Origin of the sequence: Myceligenerans crystallogenes, assembly GCF_039529775.1 — a bacterium.
GTDB lineage: Bacteria > Actinomycetota > Actinomycetes > Actinomycetales > Cellulomonadaceae > Myceligenerans > Myceligenerans crystallogenes.
Map to the genome: position 1 here is coordinate 1067908 of NZ_BAAANL010000001.1, position 15497 is coordinate 1083404.

The 15497-nt window shown below is 68.2% G+C and carries 4 protein-coding genes; 3 read left to right on the forward strand and 1 reads right to left on the reverse strand.

The features are described 5' to 3' along the window. Positions 1-87 precede the first annotated feature (87 nt). The 3 genes from ABD208_RS04385 (at position 88) to ABD208_RS04395 (ending at position 12832) form a co-directional block, all read left to right on the forward strand. On the forward strand, positions 88-3405 hold the full coding sequence (locus tag ABD208_RS04385) for a DNRLRE domain-containing protein (RefSeq protein WP_344099858.1): 3318 nt from the start codon (positions 88-90) through the stop codon (positions 3403-3405). 101 nt (positions 3406-3506) lie between these two features. Beyond that, a complete protein-coding gene (locus tag ABD208_RS04390; protein WP_344099860.1) occupies positions 3507-12347 on the forward strand; it encodes an RHS repeat-associated core domain-containing protein in 8841 nt (2946 codons plus the stop codon). A 2-nt stretch (positions 12348-12349) separates the two neighbouring features. Then, a complete protein-coding gene (locus ABD208_RS04395; RefSeq protein ID WP_344099862.1) occupies positions 12350-12832 on the forward strand; it encodes a hypothetical protein in 483 nt (160 codons plus the stop codon). 303 nt (positions 12833-13135) lie between these two features. Here ABD208_RS04395 and malQ read toward each other — a convergent pair whose 3' ends face one another. Further along, the gene (malQ, locus tag ABD208_RS04400) at positions 13136-15442 is read right to left on the reverse strand and encodes a 4-alpha-glucanotransferase (RefSeq protein ID WP_344099864.1); all 2307 of its coding nucleotides are present in this window, start codon (positions 15440-15442) and stop codon (positions 13136-13138) included. Positions 15443-15497 lie beyond the last annotated feature (55 nt).

Below are 15497 nucleotides of genomic sequence, written 5' to 3' on the forward strand. Positions count from 1 at the left end.
CCGGTCCGCTGATGCGCGGCGCTGCCTTGATCGAGTGCTGCCCGCAGGTCGGTGCATCGTTGTCGCTCTCGGTCCGGAGGCCGTGTCATGCAAGTGGGTCCCGTTGCGCCAGGAAACGCTGGTTCGTCGTCGGACGGCGTCGTCGGGCGCGTGCGTGCCGCCGGTGCCCGCGTGAGGACCGCGCTGCGTTCGCGGTCCGGTGCGATGATCGCCGGGCTGCTGGTCCTGGTGCTCGGTGCCGGCGCCGCCGCCGCGGTGGAGCCGGTCACGGGCCGGTCCCTGGGCGAGGTGCTGGCCGCCGACGCCGAGACGGATCCCGCCACCGACCCCACCGCGGCCCCTGCGGACTGCGACGAACCCGCAGCGGACCTGCCTGAGGCCTGGGTACGTGCGAAGGCCTGCGGTCACGAGGTCGAGTCGCTGGCGGACCGCACCGAGTACCGCACGTACTTCGGGACCCCCGAGGGAATGGTGCGTCAGGAGACGTCGACGGCGGCGGTGCGCTCCCGGACCCTTGACGGCACCTGGACGGACATCGACACGTCGATCGTCCCGGGCGACGACGGCCGCCTTGAGGTCGCGGCGCCGGGTCTGCAGGCGATCTCGTTCGCCGACCCGTCGGCGGCCGGCGCGGATCCGGACGCCCCGCTGGCGATCCTGCGCCGCGACGGGCACGAGCTGGTGTTCGACGTCCCCTTCGAACTGACGGACCCGGTGGTCGAGGCGGACCGGGTGACGTACCCGGGAATCCTGGGCGACGAGGGCATCTCCTTGACGGTGACGCCGGACGGGGACGGCACCGGCATCCGCGAGGTGATCACGGTCGACGACGCCGAGTCCGCGTCGAACCCGGGCCTGGCGGAACTGGACTTCCGGGTCGAGGTCTCGGGTGGCCTGCGCCTGGAGGCCGAGGCCGGCGGGTTCGTCGCCGAGGACGAGGCGGGCACGGAGGTGTTCCGCGCCCCGCAGCCCACGGGCTGGACGGCCGAGGGGCACGAGCCGGCCCAGGGGGCGCAGGTTTCCGGCGGCGAGGCGATGGAGCCGACGTCGTCGTCGCTGACCGCGGCGGAGGAGGACGCCACGGGCGCCCGGGCAGCGGAGGCGACGACGGCGCCGCGGGAGCCGGAACCGCGGACGCCGGACGTCGTGGACGGTCCGGGTCGCTACGACGCGATCTTCGAGATGGACACCCGCGTCCAGCTCGACGAGAACGACGCCGGCCGTTCGGCGACGGTGCGGGTGCGCCCGGACCAGGAGATCCTGACGGACCCTGACACGGAATTCCCCGTCGCGCTGGACCCGAGCGTCTCGGGCACGCTGAACGAGTTCACGGCCGTCAAGTCGTTCTGGCCGACCTCGACCTCGGGCTACGGGTTCAACGACACCGTGGACGGCACGCACGGCACCGGCCTGTGCGACGCGTCGGACCCGTACGGCTGGGAGTGCGCGGGTGCGACGTCGAAGCACCGGGTGATGTACGAGTTCGACGGCCTGTCGCAGATCCGTGACGTGGACGCGATGGAGGTGAATTCCGCGACCCTCCAGGTGTACGGAACGCACTCGTACAACTGCACGGCGCATACGGTGGCCGCCTATCGGCTGGGTGCGATCAGTTCGGCCACCAACTGGGACAACATGCCGTCTTGGCTGTCGGAGAACCGGCTTGACGGCGTCGATATCGCGCACAAGTTCGACGAGTGCGGTGGCCGTAAGTGGGTCGAGTTCGACGTGACGCAGGCGATGAAGGATCTCGCGGCGAACAACTGGTCGACGATGACGTTCGGTCTGAAGGTCGACGAGACCTCGATGGCGTACTGGAAGCGGTATGCCGGCCGTCAGGTGGGGTACGGGGACACCTGGACGGAGTACGCGCCGAAGCTGTCCGTCTGGTACAACCGCACGCCGAAACCTCCGGTGGGGCGTGAGACGTGGTCGATCGATCCGGCCAAGAACTGGGGCTGCGAGACGGAGTCGTTCGCGCCGTGGGTGCCGGCGAACAAGCCGCGGTTCAAGGCCAAGGCGTCGGATCCGGACGGTCAGTCGGTGAAGGTGCACTTCCAGGTGCAGCGTGTATCCACCGGGTCGACGGTGTGGTCGGCGTGGTCGTCGATGCAGACCACCGGCCAGGTGCACTCGGTGCGCCCCGGGGACGAGGATGCACTGCTGAGCGGCGTCAAGTACAGGTGGCATGCCAGGACGCAGGACTCCACGGGTAACACGAGTCCGTTCTCCGGCTGGTGCTACTTCACGCCGGACGTGTCGCGGCCGAACTCTCCGACGATCACGCCGGTCGACGACGGCTCCGTCTGGTACGAGGCGGTGTACCCGGACTGCTCGCCTGGCGTGTCAGGTTGTCTGGAGACAGGTGGTGTAGGCAAGACGGGTAAGTGGCGCCTGGGCGTGAACGGGTCGCAGGACGTGGCCAGGTTCGAGTACTCGTGGGGCTCGGAGTCCTATCGGCAGGATGTGGCGCCGTGGTGGCCGTCCGGGACGCACATCATCGGGCTGACACCGCAGGCTCCTGGCCCGATGACGTTGTACGCGCATTCGGTGGACCACGCGGGGAACGTCTCGGAGCGGGCCACGTACAAGATCGACGTTGCGTATCCGCTGGCGACCGGGTTGTGGAAGCTGGACGAGGGTTCGGGGACGACGGCATACGACTCGGCGCTCACGACGACACCACAGCCGCTGACCTTGTCGGGCTCGGGGGCGTTCTGGGCCGACGGGCCGCACGAACTGTTCGACTCCGGTGACGGCGACAACGCCCTGCGGTTCGACGGCGCAGGTGCGGCGGTCACGGACGGGGCGGTGGTCCGGCTGAAGGACTCGTTCGTGGTGTCCGCACATCTGATGCCGGAGTCGGCGGCGGAGATGACGGGTACGGAGGCCGCGCTGGCGCAGGAGGGCGAGGTGGGCTCGGGATTCGTGGTCGGCACGCGCGAGTGTCAGCAGGACTCCGACTCGGCCACGGAGTCTTGCTGGTCCTTCGGGATGTACGACGCCGACGGCGGTGACCCGACCTGGGTGACGTCGGAAAAGCAGGTCCTCGCGAACGAGTGGACTCACGTCCTTGCCGAGCACGATGCCGCCAGGAACCACCTTCAGCTCTGGGTGTGCCCGGTGGGCACGCCGTCGCACCGGCTCGACGGTGAACCGGTCGCGACGAGCCCGGTGACGTTCACGTCCACGTGGGGGTACCTGGGCCGCTTCACCGTGGGGCGCGCCGGGACCACCGCCAACAAGTGGGGCCACTGGCACGGACGCGTCGACAACGTCCGGGTCTGGGATGGTGCGGTCGTGGCGTCGTCGAAGATCCGGCGGCTGTGTCAGGGCGCGGGCGGCGACGACTTCGCCGGCGACGTCGGTCTGGACCCGACCGAGCAGATCGACATCGACGAGTGAGCGGGCCGGGGCGCGACGCGCCGGAATCAGTGGTGAGTGAAGTGGCCGGCACGAACGGGCTGCCGGCGATGCCGCGCAGACGAGGTAGGGGAGCAGCAGCGATGACGGGCAAGGTCCGGTTCGTTCGGGGAGCCGTCGCGGTCCTCTCCGTGGTGTCGGTGGGCGTCGCGCCGGTGTTGACCGCCGCGCCCGCCATGGGCGAGGAGTGCCTGGCGCAGCAGGCGGACCGCGGGCCCGCGCTGGAGATGGCCGACGCGTGCGACGCCCCGGTTGCGATCACGAGCGAGTCGACCCCCTGGTCGACCGCCGTGGCGACGCCTGAGGGCACCGTTCGCCTGACGGTCACGCCCGCGGCGAAGCGCACCCGCCTGAGCCCGCATGCGCCCGGCGATTGGGCGGGGATCGACACCCGGTTCACCGACCTCGACCCGGGCGACGGTCGCATCGACGTGACTGCGCCGGTCTTCGGTATGAGCGTCTCCGACGGCGGCAAGGATCAGCCGCTGGCCATCTTCACCACGGAACAGGGCGTCGTCGTCGTCGATGTCCCGTTCAGGCTTCCCGCCCCGCGGGTCGCGGAGGACACCGTGACGTACGACGATGTCGTCACCGATGGTGTGAACCTTGTTGTCACCGTCACGCCCGACGGTACGGGCCTGGTCCCGTCCCTGAGCGTGGACTCGCCCGATGCGTGGCGCGAGGCACGCGACCAGATCGGTGGACTGGAGCTGGCGGTCACCACGACCGAGGGCCTGAGCCTGGCGCAGGCGGGTGACGGCCTGTCCGTCTCCGACCTGGCCGGAGTCGCGGCATTGTCGTGGACAGGGCAGGTCGCGGTCGCGTCCGATCCTGGCGCGGGAGCTGGGGCGCAGGCTCTGGAGACGGATCTCGTCGAGGCGGGTGCCCGGTCGGCGGCCAACGGCCGTGACGCGCTGGCGGATCTCGCTGTCGATGCCTTTGCTGCCGGCAGGTCGGTCAGTGATGCGGCCATGGGCAGTGCTATCAGCGCGGCTCAGTCCGGCCGGACAGGCGTGGAGGGGTCGAACGGCTCGGTGTCGGGTCTGCTGGGCGAAGCTGTCGACACGTCCGGCGATGGTGCCAACGGCCTGGGGTCGGACCCCAATGCCAACCGGATCGCAGAGGCAGTGCGGGCCGACGCGTTGTCGAAGGCGCAGACCGTCGGCGTGCGAGTCGATGCCGCTGCCGGGTTCGCGGCGGTACGGCGTGCGGCTGACGGCGCGTCCGAATGGCCGATGCGGCTCGGCCTGGGCACGGTGGCGGGCACGCAGGCGGGCTGGTCCAGCCTGTCCGATGACCGCAACGCCGCGCCGGGCGCCGGGTTCCTGGCCGGGCCGGAATTGCCCGCGGGCGGACGGTCCGACGTGGACCGGCGGATCGCGTGGACGCTCGCCGGGCTGGGCGAGATCGGCCTGTCAGACCCGGGCCAGGTGCGGGGAGCGCGTTTCACTGTCCCTGCGACGGCCGGTTGCGGTGCCACGGCGGAGATCTCGTCGGCGGGTGCCATCGATCCGGATCTGACGTTGGTCGAGCAGGCCGGAGCCTGGAAGAAGGTCGCCGCAGGCGCGGTGACCGGTACCTGTTCCGATGACGGTGAGGGAACGTCCGGACACGTCAGCTTCGACGTGACGGAGGCGCTGGTCGAGGTCGCCGAGACCGATACCACCAGCACCACGCTGGGGCTGGCCGTCCCTGAAACCGGTGAGACAGTAGGTGTCGTCGAAGCCGACGTCGCCCCTGAGGACGGCGCACTCGCCAAGGGTGCGATGCGCTCCGGTGCGAAGACGCTGGAAGAGGCCGTCGTCGCCGATCCGTCGATGACCACCTTCGCGGCGGATGAGGCCACGCTGACGGTGGAGTTCACACCGTCGGCGGAGACCCTGGCGGCGTCGGAAGCGTCGTTGACGACAGATCCAGACTCGCTCGAGGCGCGCAAGGTCCACGAGGAAACGGCGACCAGCGACCTCCCCACACCGTCCGCGGCGCCGTCGGCAGAGGCTACAGGGACACCGGTTGCGGAGCCCTCCGTGGACCCGGATCTGGTTCCCTCGGACGACCTGCCCGTGGCGGCCTCAGCGACGATCCCGGTCGGCACGACCGCGACCACGCAGGACGTGGGCGGCATGAACGTCACCGTGCAGGCGCCCGCGGATGGCTCCGCTGCCCCGAGCAGTGTCGAGGTGACGGTGCACGACCAGACGGTCGCCGATGCCGAAGGCGTCACGGGCGTCGTCCTCGCGCTCGACGACGCGTCGGCCACGACCCCGGCCGCCGGTGAACCGGCCCACGCGGTCGACGTCGCGTTCGACTACACCGACTTCGCCGACGTCGCCGGAGCCGGCTGGGCAGACCGTCTCGGCCTGCTGCGGATCCCTGCCTGCGCGGAGATCACTCCCGACGCGCCCGAGTGTCAGCCCGAACAGATCCCCACCAGTAACGACCCGGTGACCTCCACGGTCACCGCGACCGTCGAACTGCCCACCCAGGCCGGCGTGCAGGCCCTCGCCGCGGCCGAGTCGGAGGCGGCTGCCATCGACGAACCGAGCTCTGTCCCCAGCCCGAGCGTGTCGCCCACGGCGTCTTCGGTACCGAGCCCGCAAACGTCCGCAGATGTTGCTGAGCCCGCCGATTCGCCGTCGGACAACGCGTCGTCGTCCGGAGGTGGTTCACCGTCTCCTGAGGTGGCGTCCATGACGGAACCGAGCCCTTCACCTTCGGGTTCCGCGAGCACGAGCACCAGCACCGCGAACGCCGGCGTCAAGCCTGCGTCCTACCGGAACACGGAGTCGGTCGCGGCCACCAGCCTGGCGACATCGTCCGACACCCCCGCGCCGCCGACCGCGCAGGACCGGTACGCGATCGTGTCCGGGACCCAGTCCAAGACCGGGAACTGGGGCGCGACCCCGCTGTCCGCGTCGAGTTCGTGGAGTGTGTCCGGGAACACCGGCTCGTTCTCCTGGTCGTACCCGATCGGTGTGCCGAAGCCGATGGGAGGCCCGTCGCCGGACCTCTCTCTCGGCTACTCCACGGGGTCGCTGGACGGCATGGTGACTGACTCGAACACGCAGTCCTCCGCTGTCGGTCTGGGCTGGGACATGACCTCGGGCTTCATCGAGCGCAGGTTCGTGCCGTGCTCGCAGGACAGAGAGGCATACCCGGGTAGGACCGCTGAGCCGAACAACAGTGACCGCAAGACCGGTGACCTGTGCTGGGGCCCGGCCGACGCGGTCTCGCTGGTGTTCAACGGGCACAGCGGGGAACTGATCCGTGAAGGCGCGGTGTGGCGCCCGAGGAACGACGACGGAACCCGTGTCCGCCTCCTGACCGGCGGCGACAACCGGGACAAGGGCGTCGTCGGCGTAACGGCCGGCGAGCAGGCTGCCGATGGTGAGTACTGGGAGGTCACCACGACCGACGGCGTGCGCTACTACTTCGGCAGGGACCGCCGGTTCGAGGGCGACACGCTTGTGCAGGACTCCACCTGGACGGTGCCGGTCTACGCCAACCACCCGGGCGAGCCGGGGTACGACACCGCGTTCAAGAACTCCGATACGCGGCAGGCGTGGCGATGGAACCTGGACTACGTGGTGGACCCGGCGGGCCGGTCGATGACGTACCTGTACACGCGCGAGCAGAACCGCTACGGCGCGGACCTGGATCGGGACGGCGCGCAGGAGTACGACCGCGGTGGGTATCTGGAACAGATCAGCTACGGCACCCTCGCGGGTAGGGAGGCCGACGACGTCGCCCCGTACCGGGTGGAGTTCACGTACGCGGAACGCTGCCTGCTGACTTCAGGCTGCGGGTCCGGCGACCTGGCCAAGGGCACGGCATGGCGGTGGCACGACACCCCGACCGATCTGAGCTGCACGTCCTCGACGTCGTGCAAGCAGGTCATGTCGCCGGCGTTCTTCACGCGCAAGCGTCTGACCCAGGTCACCACCAAGGTTCGTGATGCCGGGGCGTACCAGCCGGTGGACCAGTACAACCTGACTCATCGGTGGAAGGACCCGGGGGACGGGACGAACCGTGTCCTGTGGCTGCAGTCGGTCACGCACAACGCGATCGACAACACGCCTGCGGACGACACGGACAACTTCGGCGGGCAGAAGACCTGGTTCACGCCGACCGCCGAGCAGTTGCCCGGCCGCGCAGAGGATACGGTGCACGACGGCTGGCCGCGGATGTACAGGCTGGCGATGCAGGCGGTGCACACCCCTGCGGGTGCCACGATCTCGGTGAACTACCGTCCCGTGGGTACGGAGTGCGCGGCTCTCCCGGCCGATCCGACGCTCGCCGAGCAGAAGGCGAACAACGCGGCGTGCCTGCCGGTGACGTGGACACCCGCCGGGCACGATGACGAGGTGACCGAGTGGTTCCACAAGCACCTCGTCGAGTCGATCGTGCAGAACCCGGGTGCCGCCTCGACGCAGCCGGCCGTGGAGACCAGTTACGAGTACCTGGGCGGCGCCCACTGGGCTCGAACCCCGAGCGCGCTGAGCCCGCTGAAGGACATCAACTATGCGGAGTTCCGCGGCTTCCAGTCGGTGAAGACGTATACCGGACAGGCGGGCTTGAACCTCGACCGTAGCCCCCGCGGGAAGTCGGTGACCGAGTACTTCCGTGGTACGGGTGGCAACCTGGAATCCGACATCGACGGCGGTGTCAAGGCGTTGGACCATGAGCGGTTCGCGGGCATGCCTTTCCGGACCACGGTCTACCAGAACGCCGCGAGTGCGACTCCGGTGAGCGAGACGATCGCGGAGCACACCGTGCCGATGGCTGACGTCGCCGGTTCTGAAGAACAGGTTCCGGTTCCCTCCGCGACGAACAAGGGCTGGAACGACACGGATAGTCATGATGCGGATGACACCTACGCGTGGCGGATCACGTCCTCGACGTCGTGGACGAAACTGTTCCGTGCCGACGGTGCCACGTCGTCGATCGCAAGGACCACATCGAGTTTCGACCAGTACGGGCGCACCACGCAGGTAAGCGACGTCGGTGGTGTGTCCGTGACCGGCGACGAGCTGTGCACGACGACGTCGTACGTGGAGAACGGCGCCAAGCATCTCCTGGCGGCAGTGCAGCACACGCGCACGATCGCAGCGGCGTGCGAGAGTTCGGGCAGTCTGGTCTCTGCGCAGCAGTTCGCGTACGACGGCGGGCAGGTGGGAGACGCGCCGACGCGGGGCCTGCCCACCAAGTCGCTGATGCCTGACCCGGAGAACCCGCCGGGTGACCCCGTGGGCGCGGGTACGCCGCTGACGGCGTGGGTGACGGCGCAGTCGGTCACCTACGAGAGCGAGTCGGAGGGTCGGGCGCGACCGCTTCAGGTCTCCGACGCGCTCGGGCGGATGTCGGAGACCGCGTACGCGGACAGCGCAGCAGGCGTCCTGATCGGGACGACGACGACGTCGCCGGATCCGGACGGTGCGGGGTCGCTGACCCCGCACACGACCACGACCGTGCTGGACCCGCTGCGTGCGCTGCCGGTCAAGGTGACCGACCCTAACGGACGGGTTACCGAGGCGCAGTACGACATCGGCGGCCGGCTGCTGAAGGTGTGGATGCCGGACCGTGACCGGGCGACGCAGTCGTCGTCGATGTCGTATACCTACACGATCCGCCCGGGCGGTATCAACGCGGTGCGGACGTCGAAGCTCGGCGCGGACGGCACGACCAGGCACGAGTCGTCGGTGATCTACGACGGCCTGCTGCGCCAGATCCAGACGCAGCGGGAAAGCGCCAGCACGAAGGCGCCGGGCCGGGTGGTGACGAGCACGGTCTACGACGAGATGGGCCGAGTCCATCTGACCGCCGGGGAGTGGTATCTCAAGGGAGACGCATCGGACAAGTTCCTGAAGCTGGCGGTTTCGGATGAGGTCTCTCCGGTGAAGAAGATCTTCGAGTACGACGGCACAGGACGTGTCACCGTCGAGATCCTGCACTCGGGGAACATCAACAACTCGGATTACGAGCTGTCGCGGACGACGACGGTGTACGACGGGAAGTTCACCCGCGTGACTCCTCCGCAGGGCGGTACACGGACAACGACGGTGACCGACGCGCGCGGACGCACGGTCGAATTGCGGCAGTACACGAGCGACTCCGCGTTCCAGGCCACGACCTACGGGTACGACCCCGAGGGCCGTCTGGCCAAGGTCGTGGAGAAGACCACGGCCAAGGCGATCTGGCAGTACCGGTATGACTTGCTGGGGCGTGAGGTGTGGTCCGAGGACCCGGCGCGCGGGGTGACGACGACCATCTACGACCTGGCGGGACAGATCCGAGCCGTCACGGATGCCACAGGTGACATGGTCTCCTACAGGTACGACAAGCTCGGCCGGAAGACCGCGATGTACGACGCGAACCTGGAGAACGGGGTCGTCACGGATGATGGTTTGCCGCGTGCGGAGTGGGTCTTCGACCGGATCACCAGCGCGACCGGCGTGCCGGGTGAAACCGTGGTGAAAGGTCAGGCCACGGCAACGATCCGGCATCTGGACGGGTACGACTATGTGACGTCCGTATCCGGGGTTGACGCGATGGGTCGGCCGACGGGTTCGCGGGTACATATTCCGGCTCGGGATCTGCACGCGGGTGTGTCCGGCACGTATGAGACGAAGTACTCGTACATGGCTGACGGACAGGTCGAGGCGGTGACCTTGCCGGCTGCGGGGAGCCTCGGCAAGGAGACGGTGACCACCTACTACGACTCGGCGTCCATGCCGGAGTGGATGGGTGGCGGATTCGGCTGGGGTACCTATGTTGCGGCGTCCGAGCGGACCGTCTACGGGGAACAGTCGTGGATGGACCTGGGGAACACGTACGCGGCCGTCGTCTCGTACGAGTACGACGAGTTCACGCGGCGCCTGTCGAACATCAGCGTCGACCGGGAGCGGATCTCCGGGACGGACCTTGCCGTCTCCTACACGTATGACAAGGCGGGGAACGTACTGTCCCAGACCGACATGCCGTCGGTGAACGACTATGGGGTCAGTGCAGACGGGCAGTGCTTCGAGTACGACGCCCTGGGGCGGATGACCGAGGCATGGACGCCCGCGGTGATCCGGACGACCGGAACGGCCGGTAAAGCCGGCACGGCGAATTGCACCACCAACCAGCGCCAAGTCGCCCTGCTCGAGGGGCCGGCGAAGTACTGGGACTCGTGGGAGTTCGACGGAAGCGGGAATCGTACGAAGTGGACGCACCAGACCCCGTCCGCTGACGAGACGATCACGACGTACACGTATGGGAACGAGTACCGGCCGCACCGACTGACCGGTGTTTCCACGAACGCGCCCACCAGGACCGTCACCGACACGATCACCTACGACGAGGCCGGCAACACCAAGGCGCGTAAGACCAAGACGCTGAAGAGCTCGTCCACGTCCTCGGGCGCGACCCTGTCCGCGGTGGACGACCAGCAGTTCGAGTTCGACCCGGAATCCGAGCTCGCCAAGATCACCACCGAGACCACCGTCACCGAATACCCGGCAAATGCTCAGTGCAAGGTGCCCGTCGGCGAGAACGAGGACACCTGGTGCCTGGAGCAGGCGGCGGAATCGTCGTCCGGCACCCAGATCGAGAACGACTCGACCTCCACGGCGAACATCTACTCCGCAGACGGGGAACGCCTGCTGCGGATCAACCGGGCCGGAGGCACGGTCACCGGTGTGACCGCCTACATCGGCGGCGGTCAGGAACTCCGCCAGGACGCGGCCGGTGAGGTCACCACGACCCGTTACTACACGTTCGCCGGACAGAACGTCGCGATCCGCACCGGCAAGGGCATGAAGAACGTGCACTCCATGGTCGCGGACCATCACGGCACCCCGCTGCTGTCGATCCCGAACACGGACTGGGCCTCCAGGAGCGTCATCCGGCACCGCACCTATCCCTTCGGTGCTGGCCGCACTATCGGTGGGCTCCCGGGCGACCACCGTTTCCTGGGCAAGACCCGCGACGCCACCACCGGCTACACCCTGGTCGGCGCCCGCTGGTACGACGAAGACCTCGGAAGATTCCTGTCCGTCGACCCCATCCTCAACCTGACGAACCCGCAGGCATGGAACGGGTACACCTACTCCAACAACAGCCCTGTTACACACTCCGACCCCACCGGCCTCGAAATGTGCCTGGCCGATTGTGACTACATGTACGCGGGGGAACGTAAAGTTACCGAGGTTCATGTCGATGGCGGAAATGGGGGCGGCCTCGAAGTCGAATCGGTCGTTGTCAACGTCACCCCCGCGCCCCCGGAACTCCCCGCAGGAGCGATGGCTGAGACCTACCAAAACATCTACGACGAGGCTGGCCCACGAGCCGCCAGAGACTGGCTCCGCCCCTTCTTCGAGCGCCCCCTTCCTTACGGCTTCATGGAGACCACCGAAGAACTCCAGTGGTCCGAAGACGTTGCCGCCTTCTACTGCTACTACCACGGCGAACCATGGGAATGTGGTGAGTCGTCAACGGCGGTAAATGTCGCAAACACCGCCCTGATTGTTTTTAGCTTCTTCGGCGTGAGGGGCGGTCCAGCGAAATCAACCACGGGAGGAAAGGCTGGATCCGCAAGAGGAGCCACAAATACCGCAGCCGGAGCAGCGGACGATCTGGCGGCGATGGCTGCTCGGGTCGATGTCGACGAGATGACGATGACCAAGACCGTCTCCAACCATTTCGGCGATATAATCAAGAAGGGTGTGCACAAGGGTGATCCGGTGCGCCCATTCATGAAGTCACGACTGGTTGTTAAGGAGATCATGGCGGGGAGTAGTCCGAAGCCAGATCCGCAGGGTGCTGCCGGGGCCTTGCGGTGGGATACACCAGGGAGGTTCCGTGGCAGCGATGGCATGTGGGAACTTGTCGTTGATACGGAGGCCAACCAGATTATGCACTTCAACTTTGTCGGCGGGAGTTGATGATGTTCGAAGTCTCACGGCAGTTCAAATGTCTTAAGGGTCAGTTGGTCTATTCCCGAAGAGATCGAGGTTTTGACTTCTTTCCGGATGGTGATTTTGATCAAGGAGTCCTCGGATCTCAGGAGGGAACCACGAGCCTCGCGGGCTCTGCCATTCAGATAGAGGTTTCAGTCGGTGATGGCAGGATTCTCTACCCATGGGGATATTGCCCGCAGGTTTCATGGGAGACATCGACCGTACGCCTTCCTCAAGCACAAGCGGGTGCTGTTCTTGATAAATCACTCATTGGTGAACTTGTACCGGGTGTGTCAATCCGTCTCGTTCCTGACCTTGCGAGGGTGAAGTACGATCCAACTGCTGGTGTCGTTTGGATTGCGTCGGGAGTCGCAACACGCGATGTAGTCACGATTGCGGACGGTGTCTGCATTGGGCTTGCCGATGGCGCAGTATCTGATCTCTGGCTCGTTCCTGAATTTCGTGACTAGGGCCACCGTAACGGTCAAGTGCTGTAGATCACCGGAGATGTCTCGGGGATGGTTCTCGAACTGGTCGGGATCATCGGAATCAGGAGTGGCGTCATTATGAAGGTGCGATTAAGTTGCCCGCGATCCGCCGCTGCGTTCGCTCGCTGGTTGCGGTGAATCGCGGACGTGATTGTGCGGACAAGTTGCGTCACAGCCGTTGTCGTCAGCGTGCCATGTTGATCGTCGAGCGCTCCAGTGATCGCTTGGAGCGAACAGGATTGGATGAGCAGACAAAGCTCGCCCTCCGCAGTCCCTTGAGGACGGTCAGCCTTCCTCGTTGAGGACCGCCACCAGCGACCGCAGCCGGGCGCTCGTGAACAGATCCTCCAGCATCACGAGCGCCCCCGACCCGTCCGCCAGCGGCACCCGCCAGCTCGGGTAGGCGTCCACGGGCGCCCCGAGTTGGGCCTGAGTTCGCCGCTCGCCCACCGCGTCCGCGAGGCTCACCCCCACCATCGCCGCGGGCGTGTCGCGCAGGTACCGGTACAGCCCCTCCACGAGTTCCCGCTCCGACGGGTCGAACGTCGTCATCCCCATGCGCGACAACGACGTCATCACGCCCTCCTTGCGCGCTCGCGCACGCGAGCGCTGCACCTGCGCGTCCTCACCCAGGATCCCCAGCCGCTCGGCCAGGTCGATGTGCTCGCCCGCGAGGCAGCTCGCCGTCGGCGGCAGATCCGGCGGCGTGGGCGTCACCAGCCCACGCGGAGGCAGTTCAGAAGGCGTCGGCAGCACGCCGTCCCCGCCGTGGTCCGCGAACAGTACCGTCGCGCCCAGCACACCCCGCGACGCGAGGTACTCCCGCTCGTCAGGGGAAGCCAGCCCGTCGTCGGCGATCAGCGGCACACCGGCCCGGTGCGCCTCCAGGCACAGGATCCCGACCAGCGCCTCGTGGTCGTACGTCACGTACGCCCCGGCGGTCGCCTTCGTGCCGCCCGGGATCCACCAGGACCGGAACAGATCCTCGGCATGCCCCACCCGCAGCGCGCCGCAGTGCCGCAGCGCGGTGCGCAGCAGGTCCCGGAACGGCGCGTACCCCGCCCGGGCCAGCTCCCGCGGATGCCACGGCGGCAGCCCGCGGTTGCGCCCCTCGGCCCCGATCGCCGACGACGGCGGCACACCCACCGACACCCCACGCGCCAGCAGCCCGGGCTGAGCCCAGACGTCCGCACCCTCCGGATGCACCCCGGACGCCAGCTCCTTCACGATCCCGACCCGCATCCCGGCCTCAAGCCCCACCCGGTGCGCGCGCCGCAGCTGCTCGTCGGCCACCCACTGCAGCCAGCAGTAGAACTCGACCCGATCCTGCAGCGACCCGCGCAGCATCGACACCGCCGGGGAGCCCAGGTCCATCAGGTCCGGCGGCCACTCCTGACCCCCGAGATGCTCCGCGATGGCGCACCAGGTCGCGAAGTCCACGAGCCCGCGCCCCTGTTCCAGCACGAACTCGTCGAACGCCGTCTGCCGGGCCGCCGAGCGCCGGAAGGTGAACACCACCTCCAGCGCCGACTTCTTCGCGTCCCACACGGCCTCGCGGTCGATCGGCGCCGAGTCGGCCGACATGTCCCGCACGGGCTCACCCGCCCATTCGACCAGCGACCGGTCGGCCGCCGACAGGTACGCCGTCTCGCGGATGTCCTCGATCCGGATGTACAGCGGCGACAGGAACCGCCGCGACGTGGGCAGGTACGGGCTGGCTGTGATCGGCGCCGTCGGCTCGGTCGCGTGCAGCGGCCCGGGCGCGACGAAGTCCGCGCGCGCGTTGTTCGCGGTCAGCCAGGCCAGGTCCGCGAGATCGGCCAGGTCCCCGAAGCCCCAGGAGTCACGCGAGCGCACCGCGTAGAGCTGGGTCAGGAAACCCCACGTCTGCCGCTCCGCGATGACGGCCGGCGCGTCCAGTCGTTCCGGCGTCACTACCAGCACGCCCGTCGCCGTCGTCCCCTGCGACTCGGCGTGCAGCGTGTGCCAGCCGAGCGGCAGGTCGTCCGGCACGACGAACGTCGCCCGCCCGATCTTCCGCCCGTCCACCACCTGCGGTTCCACGACGACGTCGGCCTGCCGCAGGTGCCGCGGCGCCGGGGCGTCGTCGTCCGCGGTACCCCGCGGGACCGGCGCTGCCGCCGCGCGCCGCGGCGTGACCGCGGGCGCAGGCCCGACCCGCCACGGCGTCGCGTTGTGCGGGAGCACGGGTTCGGCCGGTTCGAGCTCGACCCAGCACGAGACGCTCGCGCCGTCGTTCACGTGCACGGGGACGTGCGCCTCGGCGCCCTGCCGGACGACGACGGCCGGCGGCAGCATGTCCCGCCAGGCGTCGTCGCGCATCCGCAGGATGCTCGCGGTGATGTCCGACGGCGTCGCGGCGGGCACGCCGAGCGCCCCCAGCACGGACACCAGGGTGGAGGGGCTCACGCGCCGCTCGGTCCCGGCGGCGTCGGTGAACACCGTCTGCACGCCGCACAGGGCCGCGAGCTCGGCGAGATCCTCGGGCAGCGAGGGCAGCGCCGAGCTGCCGTGTCGCTCCGTGGCGCCGTGCTCACCGGACGCGGCGCGTGTCGTCTCCTCGTGCCTCACAGGCCTGATCTTGCCATCAGTGACCGACACTGCCGGGTAAGCGGAAGCGTGTGGT

Bases quoted from the DNA above. Each gene is read 5' to 3' on its own strand.
- ABD208_RS04385 (WP_344099858.1), top strand. From the start codon at position 88: ATGCAAGTGGGTCCCGTTGCGCCAGGAAACGCTGGTTCGTCGTCGGAC.
- ABD208_RS04395 (WP_344099862.1), top strand. From the start codon at position 12,350: ATGTTCGAAGTCTCACGGCAGTTCAAATGTCTTAAGGGTCAGTTGGTC.
- ABD208_RS04390 (WP_344099860.1), top strand. From the start codon at position 3,507: ATGACGGGCAAGGTCCGGTTCGTTCGGGGAGCCGTCGCGGTCCTCTCC.